A 14,146-nucleotide genomic window follows, 5' to 3' on the forward strand; every position below is an offset into this window, starting at 1 on the left:
CTCAGCCTCCCGCAGCGGCGCGTTCACGGTGCAGACGAGCCGATCGGTTCATCCAGGTCGACACCAGCAGCGACAGCAGCAGGTACACCAGCATCATCAAGGCCATGCACTCGAACACCCTGCCGGTCTGGTTCAGGGCCGTGTTGCCCACCGAGACAAGATCCGGATACCCCACGGCCACGGCCAGCGAGGAGTTCTTGATCAGGTTGAGGATCTGGTTGCTCAGCGGCGGCATGATGGCGCGCCAGGCCTGGGGCAGCAGGACCCGCCAGCGCATCTGGGCCTGGGTGGCGCCCAGGGTTTCGGCGGCTTCCAGCAGGCTGCGCGGCACGGACAGCACGCCTGCGCGAACGATCTCGGCGATGAAGGCCCCGGTGTAGGTGCTCAGCGCCATCAGCACGGCCAGGTACTCCGGCGTGAGCGCGGCGCCCCCCTGGACGTTGAAGGGCTCCTGCACGGGCACGCTCCAGGCGCCGACGGCGCCGTCCCACCAGGGAAAGCTCAAGCCCCCCTTGCTCAGCCAGACGCCGGGAAGCAGGGCCACGGCAGATGATGGGTCGGGCAGGATCTCCACCAGTGCGAAGTACCACATCAGCAACTGCACCAGCAGGGGCACATTGCGGAAGGTGTCGACCAGCAGCAGCGACAGGCGTCGCTGAACGGGCAGGGCGGACAGCCGCCCCAGGCCCAGCACCGTGCCCAGCGCCAGCGCCAGCACGATGGCGGGCAGGCTGACGCGCAAAGTGTTGCCCAGCCCCACGGCAAAGGCGTGCCACAAGGGTTGCTGTGCGTCAAAAAGCCAGCCGCCGGTCTCGCCGATGTCGAATCCGGCGGGCTGTGTCAGAAAGTCCAGCATGCTCAGGCGCGGGCGCTCAACGCAGGGGGGGCGGGTACATCAGGCCCCCTTGGGTCCAGGAGCGGTTCAGGCCACGCGCCAGCTTCAGCGGCGAGCCCTGGCCCACATGGCGCTCGAAGATCTCGCCGTAGTTGCCGACGGCCTGAACGGCACGCACGGCCCAGGCCTTGTCCAGGCCCAGCAGCTTGCCGAGGTCTTCACCCGAGCCGGTGAAGCGGCCAATGGCCGGATCGGGGTCCTTGCGACGCTGCTCGATGTTGGCCTGGGTCAGCCCCAGCTCTTCCGCTTCCATCAGGGCGTAGATGGTCCAGCGTGTGATCGCCAGCCACTCGTCATCGCCGCGGCGCACCATGGGGCCCAGGGCCTCCTTGGAGATCAGTTCGGGCAGGATCAGGTAGTCATCGGGTTTGGGCGCTTCCTTGTTGCGCACGCTGGCCAGACCCGAGGCGTCCGTGGTGTAGGCCTGGCAGCGTCCCGAGAAAAACGCCTTGAATGCCGCTTCGAAGGAGTCGTAGACCACCGGCTTGATGTTGAGCTGGTGGCGGCGCGAGAAGTCGGCCAGGTTCTTTTCGGTGGTGGTGCCGGCCTGCACGCAGACCTGAGCGCCCTTGAGCTGGCGAGCGCTGTTGACCTTCAGCTTCTTGGGGACGAGAAAGCCCTGCCCGTCATAGTAGGTGACCGCCACGAAATGGAAGCCCAGGGAGGCATCCCGGGTCAGCGTCCAGGAGGTGTTGCGCGACAGGATGTCGATCTGCCCCGACTGCAGGGCCGCAAAGCGCTGCTGGGCATTGAGGGGTGTGTAGCTGACCTTGTTGGCATCGCCCAGGACGGCCGCCGCCACAGCGCGGCAGATGTCCACGTCCAGGCCCTTCCAGCGGTTGCCGGTTTCCGGTGCCGAGAACCCCACGACGCCCGTGCTCACGCCGCAGCGCAACTGGCCTCGTTGTTTGACCCCATCCAGCACGCTGCCCGCATGCGCCGGGAGCGCGCAGGCCGCTGCCAGCATGGCCAGGGACGTGAACTGCCAGGCCCGACCCCAGGGTCGTGAACAATTGACGGAAAGCTGACTATTACGCATATTGACTCGGGAAAGCGTGCACTCGGACACGAAGCCAAAGCATAAGGCAAGCCTTTAAGGTTCGGGGTGTACGTTGTAGCCGTGATTTGTTATGTGCCGTCTGATTGACAACACCCTGGCCAAAGGATTTGCGTGGTTGAAGTTCCCCGCGGATCTGGAGTGCCAGTTTCAGTCTGGCGGTGCCGCTGAACGCCTGAGGATGGTGCTGTGGAGTGGCCTGGGTGCCATTGCTCTTTTCAGTGGCTTTCTTCTGTCGGACTACTTCCTCATCCATGACAGTCTGGATCTCGCGCTGGCCTTCCGTCTGGGGATCTTCCTGCCGGCCTGTCTGATCGGCATGCTGCTGGTCTACAGTCTGCGCAAGCCCTTCCTGACCGAGTGGTCGATTGCGCTGGCTGGCGTGGTGGCCTCCGCCTTGTGTTTTTCCCTGGTGCTGGTCAGTGACAGTGACATGGCACTGAGCACGCTGGTCACCATCAATATCGTGGTGGTTTTTGCGACCGGCATCGGGCGGTTCTGGCCCATGGTCGTGATGTGTCTGTTGATTGCGGTGGGGCAGGGGGCGGTCATCGTGATGCTGGATGCCGTGCAGGATCCCCTTGGCGTGGCGACCAGCCTCTTGCTGGTGGCCACCATGGTGTTCACGCTGTATGGCAATTACCGCCTGGAGCACAGCGAGCGGCAGGCGTACTTGCTGGACATGCAGGAGCGGGCTCTGCAAGCGGAGCTCAGCCAGGCCAATGATGCGCTCGCCCGCACGGCCCGTACGGACGCCCTCACGGAGGTGGCCAACCGACGCCATTTCGATGATTTCCTGGGACAGGTCTGGCAGGGCGCTCTGGCACAACGTTCATCGGTGGCCTTGCTGCTGATCGATGTGGATCATTTCAAGGCCTACAACGACCAATACGGGCATCAAGCCGGAGACCAGTGTCTGCGCACCGTGGCGCAGGCCATTGGCGCCTGTTTGCGCAAGCCTCGTGATCTGGTGGCTCGCTGGGGCGGTGAAGAGTTCGCCGTGATCATGAATGGGGCCTCGCTGGAAATGGCCCAGCAGGCAGCAGAGCGGGTCAGGCTGTCGGTTCAGGCTCAGGGCCTGCTGCATGCGGCGTCCCCCACGGCACCGATGGTGACGGTCAGCATCGGCGTGACCTCGGTCGACCCTGGTCCCGAGAGCAGCATCGAGGAGTTCGTTCGCACAGCGGACATGTCCTTGTATGAGGCCAAGGGGCGAGGGCGCAATCGCGTCTGGGCCCGACTGAGCCATCCGATGCCCTCGGAGAGGTCTTGCGCAGCATGAGGATGCACCGGCTCAAACTGCAGTTCGATGCGCCGGAGGTCGAACGGCTCTTCAACGAGTCGACCGCGGCATCGCGATTGCAGCATTTCATGGCCAGTGGCTGGATTGCCTTGCTGGTCTACAACCTGTTTCTGCTGGTGGACTGGCACATCGCGCCCGATGTGTTTCAACTGGCGCTGGCCTTGCGGCTGGGCGTCTTCACGCCACTGTCCGTCGGTGTGCTGCTGCTGGGCATGCGCTACCGCAACTGGATGCTGGCCCATCTGCCGCCGCGATGGATCGAATATGGCATCGCACTCACAGGACTGCTGGCGGCCATGACCATGGCGGCGGTTCTGGTCTTCAATCCCACCATTCAGCAGAGCAACTGGCTGGTGTACTACCACGGTGGCTTTGTCCCCGTGCTCATTTATGGCAACGTGGTGCAACGCCTGAGGTTTGGTGTGGCGGTGGCCTTTTCGGCGAGCATCCTGCTGCTGGAGCTGGCCTGCCTGAGCCTGGCCCTGGACACGGTGTCTGCGGGCCTGCTGATCACCATGCCCGCCTTCATGTTTGTCATGGCGGGCTCCACATTGATCACCAACTATCGGCTGGAGCGCGATGAGCGCGAACGTTATCTGCAACTGTTGCGGGCACAGGATTTGAGGGAGCAATTGCACCAGACGCGCCAGCAACTGGAAGCATCGTCCTTGATGGACCCTTTGACGGGTGTGGCCAATCGACGCTATTTCGATGATTTCCTGCGCACGGTCTGGGACGCGCGTCGTGGCAGCGGGCAGGCCGTGGCCCTGCTGCTGGTGGATGTCGACCATTTCAAGGCATTCAATGACCACTATGGCCACCCGGCGGGTGACGAATGCCTGCGCTACGTGGCGCGGGCGCTCCAGGATCAAGTGACGGGCCGGGATGGCCTGGTCGCTCGTTGGGGCGGGGAAGAGTTTGCCGTGGTCCTGGCTGGCAAGGATGCGGACCAGGCCATGAGCGTGGCGCGCCACATCACGCAGACGATCCAGGGGCTGGGGTTGCGTCATGAGCGATCGGGCACGGCCGCCACGGTCACGGTGAGCGTGGGCGTGGCCATCGCGACACCGGCGGCAGACCAGGCGCTGAGCGGCGACTTGCTGGCCCGCGCCGATGCGGCGCTGTATGAGGCCAAGCGATTGGGCCGAAACCGGGTGGAGATTTCACCGGCGATGCAGGTGCTCGACACGGCTCACTGAGCTTGGCTTGGAGCGCTCTGCTTGTACCTATCGGGTAAGTCCCAGGCCTTTTTGTGCAGCATGGCACGATCAGATCAGCACAGTCCATGCACCAATCCGCCGAAAATGACTGCACGCGAAGCGTTAAGCCCACCGTGCCCAGTGTCATTCATTAACTTGCGACAATGTATATTATGTCAACTTACATGGATGTCACAAAAGACATCATTCGTCGTAACATGGACGGCAGCAGGCCTAGCCATCCCGTGGCCTGAGCCAGAAAGCACTGCAGTTCATTCATGATCGAGGGTTTGAAGTCCATGCTCCCCGCTGCGGCCAGCGCTGCAGCGGATGGGACTCGACCTGCCGTCTCGCCTGCGCCGGCGGACCCCTCGGCCGCGGACACGCTGACGCCTGAAGACCGTGCCTTGTCCACCCTGATCGAGGACACCCTCAGAGGCGGCATCGGATGGTTGCGCTTTCCTCGCATGCTGGAGGCGCGCTTTCAGCGTGAAACGGCGGACTACCGCCTCAAGACCTTGGTGATCGCTGGCACGCTGGTGGCTTTCGTCCTCAATCTGTTCCTGATCTCGGACTACGCCATGATCCCGGACATGTTCGACCAGGCACTGATGGCGCGTCTGTGGATCTTCACGCCCGTCTGCCTGATCGGTCTGTGGCTCATGGTCAAGATCCACCATGTTCTGCTGCGGGAGACGATGGCCATCGGCGCCGACCTGCTGGCTGGCGCGATCCAGATGTGGCTGTGCATCAGCAGCCACAGCCCTCATGCCCAGGCCTACACCACAGGCATGGCCATGATCATCCTGTACTCCAACATCTATGTCCGCACCCGGTTCTGGCTGGCGGCCCCCACCTGCGTGGCGCTGCTGCTGATGTATGCAGGCTCGCTGTGGTTGTTCCCTGAGCCCAAACTGGAATTGATGGCGCCGATCGGTCTGGTCCTGCTGTCCACGGCCGTCTTCACGCTGTTCTACCTCTACACCCTGGAGCACGAGGAACGTCTGAACTACCTGCTGGCCGTGCGGCAGAAATTGCTGCAGCAGGAGCTGAGCAGCGCCAACCGCCAGTTGGAGCGTGTGTCACGGGTCGATGCGCTCACCCAGGTGGCCAACCGTCGCCACTTTGACACTTTCCTGAGCCAGTTGTGGGAGCGTGCAAAGCGCGACGATGCCGAGGTGGGCATCGTGATGCTGGATGTCGATTGCTTCAAACCCTACAACGATCACTACGGACACCCTGCAGGGGATGCCTGCCTGGTTCAGGTGGCCCAGGCCTTGCGCCATAGCCTGAGGCGCCCCGGTGATCTGGTGGCCCGCTACGGTGGTGAGGAGTTCATTGCCGTGCTCTACAAGGCCGGACCGGCCCAGGCCGAGGCGGCCGCCGAGCGGGTGCGCAGTGCCGTGTACGCCCTGGCCCTGCCCCATGCCGCGTCCTTTGTCGATCAGGTGGTCACGGTCAGTGTGGGCGTGGCCACGATGCGGCCTTCAGATCGGCATGCCTCGCCCCAGCGCCTGATTTCCCTGGCCGATGAGGCGCTCTACCGGGCCAAGAACAGAGGTCGCAACCGTGTCTGCCTGCACACGGCCACGGTGCTGCAGCCCGGCGGCAGTTCGTCCTCTGCTGCAGGAGCGCCGCCATGCTGAGCATGTTGAACATGGCGCGCAGACCGGCGGCAGCCATGGGCCTGGATTCGGAAACGGTGCACGCCCTGATCGAGCGTGGATTGAACTCATCCTTCTGGAAGCTGGATCTGCCAGGAGGCCTGGAGCGTGACTATCAGATCACCACCCTGGCCGGGCGCATCTCACACACCTTGCGCAGCGGCTGGTTGGCCTTGCTGATCTTCAACAGCTTTCTGCTGGTCGACTGGCTCATGGCGCGAGATGTGTTCTGGTTCAGCGTGCTGGTGCGTGTGGTCCTGTTCACGCCCCTGTGTCTGATCACGCTGTTTTCAAGCACGCATTACAAACAGAGGATCATTGACGGCATGCTCACGTCCTTCACGGACTGGGTGATCCTGATCAGTGGATGGGGAGCCGCCTTGTGCCTGGCCGTGATCCTCTACGAAAGCCGCAGCCCCTATGTTCACTACTACCATGCCGGTTTCCTGGTGGTGGTCATCTATGGCAATCTGGTGCAGCAATTGGCCTTTCGGTTTGCGATCCTGTTCTCGCTGGGGGTGCTGTGCGTGAGCGTGACAGGGGTCATGATCGTGCCCGACTACCCTGCCCCCATTCGCATCGCCATGATCGAGTTGCTGGCCGTGACGATCTGCTTCACGCTCACCGCCAACTATCTGGTCGAAAAGGCTCGGCGCCGTCGCTACCTGCTGCTGCGTCGTGAGCACACCCTGGTCGAGGACCTCAGTGATGTCAACATGCGCCTGCAAAAGCTCTCGCGCTCGGATGTGCTCACCGGGGTGGCCAATCGTCGGCATTTCCATGACTACCTGACGCAGGTCTGGGAGCGCGCCCGCATCGACCGCAAGCCCATGTCCGTGCTGATGCTCGATGTGGATCACTTCAAGGCCTACAACGACCATTACGGTCACCCAGAAGGCGATGAGTGCCTCAGGCAGATTGCCAAGGCGCTGGAGAGCTCCTTGCGTCGACCGGGGGATTTCGTGGCGCGCTATGGCGGCGAGGAATTCATTGCCGTGCTGCCGGAGGCCGATGCATCGGTGGCCCAACTGGCTGCCGAGCGTGTGCGCCAGAGCATCGAGCGCCTGCAGATGCGTCATGAAGCCTCCCCCACGGCCTCGGTGGTGACCGTGAGCGTTGGCGTCGCCACAGCCGTGCCAGGCATGGCAGGTGTGACCGCGGACAAGCTGGTGTCCTCGGCCGATCGTGCCCTCTACGATGCCAAACATGGCGGGCGCAACCGGGTGAATGTGATCGACAAGGCCTGAGACAGGGCTGGACGCACAGGGGTTGGACACAGTATGATACTGTTCAAATATACAGTATCGCTGTGCACCACCCTGCTCCTGCCAGACCGCTGCCTGAACACCTGCTGCCCGAACACCTGGCCCCTCAACTGTGGCGAGGACACCGGATGGGCACACACGCCCCTGCGGGCTGGGCCAGTGGACATGCGAGTCTGGATGCCGAGTTGCCGGGAGGCGGCTGGCCCCTGCAGACCCTGACGGAGATCCTGCAGCCACCCCAGAGTTGCGCCATCTGGCGTTTGTTGTCGCCAGCCTTGAGCTGCTTCACGGATCGTGGCGGTGTGGTCTTCCTCATTGGGCCGCCCTACCAACCCCATCTGCCAGGCCTGGTGCAGCGGGGGCTTGCCGCGCATCAGGTGTTCTGGGTGCGCTGTGCCTCGCAGGCGGAGCGTCTGTGGGCGGCCGAGCAGGCGCTCAAGGCTCAGGCCGTCAGTGCCGTGCTCTGCTGGTTGCCCCAGGCCCGCCCGGAACACATGCGACGTCTGCAGGCCTGCGCCACACGGCATCCCGGTCTGCTGTTTGCCATGCGGCCTGCCGCAGCCGCCCGCGAGGCGTCTGCAGCGCCTTTGCGGCTGCTGGCTCGCCTGTCGGCCCATCAGGCCCGCCTGGAGGTGGACATCCTGAAACGGCGCGGCCCCCTGCTCACGCAGACACTGGACTTGTCCCTGCCGGATCTGCCCGGCCTGAGGGACCGATCCGATCCGTCCGTGCCAAGGCATCCGGCGCCAGCCATGTCCTGGGCTCGGGGGCATGTCTCAAGCATCGATCATGTCCCAGCGCTGGATCGCCTTGTCATCGGCTGAGTCCTGGCCGGTCACCGCATTGGGCTGGTGGGCCCTGCAGTTCACCCCCCGCGTGGCTCAGGTCGGATCGCACATCCTCCTGGAAGTGCAGGCCAGCTTGCGTCTCTTCGGTGGCCCCGACCGTCTGTACACGCGTCTGGTGGAGGAGGCCCAAGCCATGGGTTGCCCCGGTGGCCGGCTGGCGTGCACGGCCGGGGCCGCCCTGGCCTGCCTGCAGCACGATGCCTCATGGTCAGCGCAGCGACACTGCGACTGGGACACGCCCGTGTCCACCTTGCTCGACCCCCTGCCCTTGAGTGCCTTGTCCGCCGTGGCGGTGCATCAACGCACCCTGGCGCCACTGGGCTGCCGCACTTTGGGTGATGTGCGTCGACTGCCTCGTGGTGGGCTGAGTCGTCGTTTCGGATCTGCCTTGCTGCTGGCGCTGGATCAGGCCTATGGTCAAGCGCCCGAAGTGTTCGAGTGGATGAGTTTGCCCGAGCGCTTCGAGCAGCACCTGGACCTGCACGGTCGGGTGGCCCATGCACAGGCACTGCTGCATGGGGCCGAACATCTCTTGCGCGCCATGTGCGCCTGGCTGGCGGGGCGACAGGCCGGTGTGAGCCGCTTCACCTTGCGCTGGCAGCACGATGGCGCTCGCCATCACAGCGAGACCCCAGGGCAGTTGGTGGTGCCTCTGGCCGATCCGACCCGTGATCTGCAGCGGCTCACCCGTCTGCTGGATGAACATCTGCGCCGCACCACCTTGCTCGCGCCTGTGGACAGCCTGTGCTTGAGGGTGGACAACATCACACGCTTGAGCCTGCACAGCCAGGACCTGTTCGGCGAGCTGGACCCGCAGGCAGGCACGGGGCCGGCCCGTCTGCAAACGCCTTCCGGGTTGCGTGAACACCGCCAGCATCTGCATGCCCTGCTGGAGCGCCTGTCTGTGCGGCTGGGGGGCTCACAGGTGTGCCAGGGGCAGTTGCGAGCCGATCACCGGCCCGAGCAGGCCCAGCATTGGCAGCCCATGACGCCGGACTCCTTGGCAAGCGTGAGCACGGTGCCCCCAGATGTCGCCGTGGACCCCTTGCCCCAGCCAGGCTGGTTGGTGCCCGAGCCGCGTGAAGTGGCCTTGGCATCCCTGCGTCTGCTGGCTGGGCCGCATCGCATCGAAGCCGGTTGGTGGGATGCCCAGGGGCCCCACATGGCGCGCGACTATTTCATCGCGCATCACGAGCAGTCCGGTCTGCTGTGGGTGTTCCGCGAACGCGCCCTGCCCCGGTCCGGTCGTCCTCCGTGGTTCGTACACGGTCTTTTCTGACTTGGCGAGATGTGATGGATCCAGCCGTCCTGCCGTCTTACGCGGAACTGCATTGCGTGTCCAATTTCAGTTTCCAGCGAGGGGCTTCTCACCCGGAGGAGCTGGTCAACCGCGCCCTGACGCTGGGTTACAGCGCCCTGGCCCTGACCGATGACTGCTCTCTGGCCGGTGTCGTGCGGGCACACCTGGCACTCAGGGATGCCCGCAAGCACCCTGACACGGCCATTCCTGCGCTGGCGTTCAAGCTGATTGTGGGCAGTGAGTTCAGTGTCATCCCGGATGAGGGGGGCTGTCCTTTCCGCCTGGTTGTGCTGGCCTGTCATCGGCAAGGGTATGGCTTGCTGTCCGAGTTCATCACACGGGTCCGCCGAGCCTCGGCGGACAAGGGGCACTATCGACTCACGCAGGCGCAAGTGGCCGCGGCAGCGAGCCAGGGGGGGCTCGATGACTGCCAGATCCTGCTGGCCCTGCCCCCTGGGCAGGATGAGGCCCACCAGCTCGCCGCGCGGCAGCAGGCACGCTGGGTGCAGACGCACTTTCCTGGTCGCGCCGCCCTGAGCCTGGCCTTGCATCAATCGATCGAAGACCAGCGCTGGCTGCAGGCATGGCGAGACCTCAGTGCCCACAGCGGTCTGCCGCTCGTGGCCACAGGGGATGTGCTGATGCACCAGCGCTCGCGCAAACCCCTGCAGGATGTCCTGACCGCCACGCGTTTGGGCCGATCATTGCCCCACTGCGGCTTGGCCCTGGAGCGTCACGGCGAGCGGCATCTGCGCAGTCGGCTGAGGCTGAGCCAGCGCTATCCGCCGGACACCATGCAGGCGTCCATCGAGATCGCCGCGTGCTGCCACTTCACGCTCGATGAGCTGCGTTATGAATATCCCGACGAGGTCGTGCCTGAGGGTGAGACCCCGGGCGGCTACCTGCGTCGCATCACCTTCGAAGGCGCGCGTCGACGTTTCCCCCAGGGCATGCCCGATGCCGTGCGCCGCCAGATCGAACACGAACTGAGCCTGATCAGCGAGCTGGCGTTTGAGCACTACTTTCTCACGGTCTACGACATCGTGCGTTTTGCCCGTTCGCGCCAGATCCTGTGCCAGGGGCGTGGCAGCGCAGCCAATTCGGCCGTGTGTTACTGCCTGGGCATCACCGAGGTCGACCCGGCGCGCACGGCGGTGCTGTTCGAGCGCTTCATCTCCCGCGAGCGCAATGAGCCTCCGGACATCGATGTCGATTTCGAGCACCAACGGCGCGAGGAAGTCATCCAGTATCTCTACACGAAGTACGGGCGCGACCGCGCGGCCTTGACCGCCACCGTCATCACCTACCGCACTCGCAGTGCCTTGCGGGATGTCGGAAAGGCCTTGGGCTTCACCCAGGAAGAGATCGATCGTGCGGCCCGCAATCTGCAATGGTGGGATGGACACAGCGCCCTGGCTGAGCGGCTGAGCGAGGTCGGGCTGGATGCACAGGATCCACGTGTCCTGCAGTGGCTGGAGCTCACGCGCACCCTGGTGGGTTTTCCCCGGCACCTGAGTCAGCACACCGGTGGTTTCGTGATCTCGCGCGGGCCGCTGTGCCAAATGGTGCCCATCGAGAACGCCGCCATGCCGGATCGCAGCGTCATCCAGTGGGACAAGGATGACCTCGATGCCCTGGGCTTGCTCAAGGTGGATGTGCTGGCACTGGGCATGCTCACGGCGCTGCGGCGTGCGATGGCGCTCATCGGCCTGCGCCGAGGACAGCCATTCCAGATGCAGGACATTCCGGCCGAAGACCCGGACACCTACGCCATGGCCTGCCGGGCAGACACCATCGGGGTCTTCCAGATCGAGAGCCGGGCGCAGATGAGCATGCTGCCACGCCTGCGCCCCCAGACGTTTTACGACCTCGTGATCGAAGTGGCGCTGGTTCGTCCCGGCCCGATACAGGGCGGCATGGTCCATCCTTATTTGAAGCGCAGGCAGGGTCTGGAGAAGAATGACTCCCCGCCCGGACTGGAAGCCGCGCTGGGCCGCACCCTGGGCATTCCGATCTTCCAGGAGCAGGTGATGCAGGTGGCCGTGATCGCTGCCGGGTTCACGCCGGGCGAGGCCGATGGCCTGAGGCGGGCCATGGCGGCCTGGCGGCGTGCCGGCCACATCGACAAGTACCAGCGGCGCATCGTGCAGGGCATGACCGCGCGGGGGTATACGCTGGCGTTTGCCGAGCAGATCTGTCGGCAGATCGAAGGGTTTGGCTCTTACGGCTTCCCGGAGTCTCATGCCGCCAGCTTTGCTCTGCTGGTCTATGCGAGCGCCTGGATCAAGTGCCATGAGCCGGCCGCCTTTCTCGCCGCTTTGCTCAATGCCCAACCGCTGGGCTTTTACTCGCCGAGCCAGCTCGTGCAGGATGCGCAGCGCCATGGTGTGGAGGTGCTGCCTCCCGACGTGATGCACAGCGAGGTCGACTGTATCCTGACCGGGCTGTCACACCCCTGGCGCCCTGGGGCACCCCAGAACCCGGTGCGACTGGGCTTGCGGATGGTGGACGGACTCTCTCGCGAGGCGGCCGAGCGCATCGTGCAGGCACGCGAGCGCAGCGGTGCGCTCATCGATTCGGTCGAGACCCTGGGGCGTCTGGCCGGGCTGGACCAGCCCTCCCTGCGGGCGCTGGCCGCTGCCGATGCGCTGCGCAGTCTGTCGGGACACCGCCGTCAGCAGGTCTGGGCCGCATCGGCCCTGCACCGACCGCCACCGTTGCTGCAGGCCTCACCGGTCCATGAGCCGCCCCTGAGTCTGCCCGCGCCGCCGGAGGGCGAAGACATCGTCTTCGACTACGCCTCGCTGGGCCTGACCCTGCGTCGTCACCCTCTGGCCTTGTTGCGGCCACAACTGGCTGCGCAGCGCCTGCTGAGCGCCGCCCAGATGAGCGATTTTCCCGACGGCCGCCTGGCCCGCGCCTGCGGCATCGTCACCGTTCGACAGCAGCCGGGCACGGCTTCGGGCGTGGTCTTTGTGACCCTGGAGGATGAAACCGGGACGGTCAATGTCGTGGTCTGGCGCGATCTGCGTGACAAGCAACGGCGCGAACTGGTGCATGCTCGCCTGCTGGCGGTCTATGGCGTGTGGCAGCGCCAGGGCGAGGTCTGCCACCTGATCGCCCATCGGCTCAAGGACATGAGCCCCCTGCTGGGACGCCTGATGACCCAGAGTCGGGATTTTCACTGAACAGACCCGTCTCTGGATGTTGCTATATTCAAGTCGGTCAGGGGCAGTTCCAGTGAAGGTTTCCCCGTATCACTCTCACGGGACGCATGTGAACAGCACCACCTTGATCAAACTGAACCGTTCGGAACAAGCCAATCTGGTGGCGGAAGGCCCCATGGGGCCCATCAACGTGCCCTATCTGCTGCGATTCGATCGCCCGGTGGACACGGACCTTCTCAGGCAGTCTCTGTGGGATCTGATGATGGCCCAACCGCGCTTGCGAGCTGTGCTCAGCCCTGGGTGGTTCACCTATCAGCTTGAAGTGCTGGACGACGAATTTCTGCTGCGTCAGCTGTTCGATGTCGCCTTCAGTGTGTGGACAGGGGTGCCGATGGACACCCCGGCTCATACCGAAGCCGCGCACACACAAGAGCTCAATACCCCGATTTCTCTGCAGCGCAATCTGCCCTGGCGGGCCGTCTACGATCCTCGCCCCGAGCAACCTGTGCTCATCTTCAATGTGCACCATGTGATGGCCGATGGCGCCACCATGGGCTTTCTGACCCAGGCCCTGCTGGCCCGACTGCAAGGGCAGGCCATGTCACCCAGCCCCATCGAGTCACCCAGCCAGAGGCTCGGCCTGTGGCCCAGGCGGCCATGGCAGTGGCCAGGCATGGTGTGGGCCCTGGTGCAGGCCCATCGACGCGATGCGCGTCGCGCCAAGGGCGCTCGCATCGTGACCTTGCAGACACGCCACTACCCACGCTTCAGCCACGCCAAGGTGCATCATGCCGAACTGCCCTGCACACTGACACAGTTCAAGGCGGCGGCCAAGGCGGCCAACACCACGGTCAACACCCTGCTGACCGCCTGTCTGGCCCAGATCTTTCTGGCGCCTCACCGTCAGGATCCCAAGGCGCAGGCGGTGCTGCGTATTGCCGTGGACTTGCGAAAGTATTTTCCCGAGGGTCATGCGCCACGCATGGGCAATTTCGTGGTCAACATGGTGATCCGCGCAGGACATGAAAGCTCTCTGGCGGACCAGATCAAGTCCATCCACGAGCAGATCACCGATCATCTGGCGCGTTTCGAGCGCCATGAGCGCGCCATCCCCTATCTCTTGCTGGCAGGCCTGCCGTTCATTGGCCTGCGGCTGATGAGCAAGCTGCTGCAATCCATGCGCGCGAGCGGCGGTCTGGCCAAGACCACCTGCTTTCTGACCAACCTGGGCAGTGCCGATGTCCTGCAGCCCAAAGGAGACGGCCCACGGCTGACCGAGCTGAGACCGCTCAGTGTGGGTCCGTCCTTCTTCATGGCTGCGTCATCGCTGGCCGACAAGATGTTCCTGACCTTGTGCCACCAGCATGTGGACTTTGATCAGGGCACCATCGACGAATTCCTGGTCGCGCTGCAACAGCAGGTCCAGAGCCTGCCGCGCTGAAGCGCGT

At 64.4% G+C, this 14,146-nt stretch carries 10 protein-coding genes; 8 read left to right on the forward strand and 2 right to left on the reverse strand.

Translation table 11 applies throughout. The features are described from left to right. Position 1: 1 nt before the first annotated feature. Both VFW84_RS12530 and VFW84_RS12535 read right to left on the reverse strand, forming a co-directional pair. The gene (locus tag VFW84_RS12530) at positions 2-856 is read right to left on the reverse strand and encodes an ABC transporter permease subunit (protein WP_329680794.1); all 855 of its coding nucleotides are present in this window, start codon (positions 854-856) and stop codon (positions 2-4) included. Between the two features lie 16 nt (positions 857-872). Then, positions 873-1,862: an amino acid ABC transporter substrate-binding protein gene (locus VFW84_RS12535; RefSeq protein WP_329680825.1), complete on the reverse strand. Its 990-nt coding sequence runs from the start codon at positions 1,860-1,862 to the stop codon at positions 873-875. 163 nt (positions 1,863-2,025) lie between these two features. Between VFW84_RS12535 and VFW84_RS12540 the strand changes: the two genes are divergently transcribed. The 8 genes from VFW84_RS12540 to VFW84_RS12575 all read left to right on the forward strand — a co-directional run bounded on the left by VFW84_RS12540 (position 2,026) and on the right by VFW84_RS12575 (position 14,139). After that, positions 2,026-3,234, forward strand: coding sequence for a diguanylate cyclase (locus VFW84_RS12540; RefSeq protein WP_329680795.1), 1,209 nt, complete (start codon positions 2,026-2,028; stop codon positions 3,232-3,234). Beyond that, a complete protein-coding gene (locus VFW84_RS12545; protein ID WP_329680796.1) occupies positions 3,231-4,454 on the forward strand; it encodes a GGDEF domain-containing protein in 1,224 nt (407 codons plus the stop codon). Before VFW84_RS12540 ends, VFW84_RS12545 begins: the two co-directional genes overlap by 4 nt. 278 nt (positions 4,455-4,732) lie before the next feature. Further along, entirely contained in the window at positions 4,733-6,100 is a 1,368-nt protein-coding gene (locus VFW84_RS12550) for a diguanylate cyclase (RefSeq protein ID WP_329680797.1), read from the forward strand. Next, the gene (locus VFW84_RS12555) at positions 6,094-7,365 is read left to right on the forward strand and encodes a diguanylate cyclase (protein WP_329680798.1); all 1,272 of its coding nucleotides are present in this window, start codon (positions 6,094-6,096) and stop codon (positions 7,363-7,365) included. The genes VFW84_RS12550 and VFW84_RS12555 overlap by 7 nt, the downstream gene beginning before the upstream one ends. Positions 7,366-7,427: 62 nt before the next feature. Next, the gene (gene imuA / locus VFW84_RS12560) at positions 7,428-8,207 is read left to right on the forward strand and encodes a translesion DNA synthesis-associated protein ImuA (RefSeq protein WP_329680799.1); all 780 of its coding nucleotides are present in this window, start codon (positions 7,428-7,430) and stop codon (positions 8,205-8,207) included. After that, complete coding sequence (locus VFW84_RS12565) at positions 8,173-9,510, forward strand: DNA polymerase Y family protein (RefSeq protein WP_329680800.1); 1,338 nt, start codon at positions 8,173-8,175, stop codon at positions 9,508-9,510. The genes imuA and VFW84_RS12565 overlap by 35 nt, the downstream gene beginning before the upstream one ends. A gap of 14 nt (positions 9,511-9,524) precedes the next feature. Beyond that, the gene (locus tag VFW84_RS12570; RefSeq protein WP_329680801.1) at positions 9,525-12,719 is read left to right on the forward strand and encodes an error-prone DNA polymerase; all 3,195 of its coding nucleotides are present in this window, start codon (positions 9,525-9,527) and stop codon (positions 12,717-12,719) included. A gap of 103 nt (positions 12,720-12,822) precedes the next feature. Further along, positions 12,823-14,139, forward strand: a complete 1,317-nt coding sequence (locus VFW84_RS12575) for a hypothetical protein (RefSeq protein ID WP_329680802.1) — start codon at positions 12,823-12,825, stop codon at positions 14,137-14,139. The last annotated feature ends 7 nt before the right edge of the window (positions 14,140-14,146 follow it).

The sequence above is a fragment of the Aquabacterium sp. genome (assembly GCF_036279655.1).
GTDB lineage: Bacteria > Pseudomonadota > Gammaproteobacteria > Burkholderiales > Burkholderiaceae_C > Aquabacterium.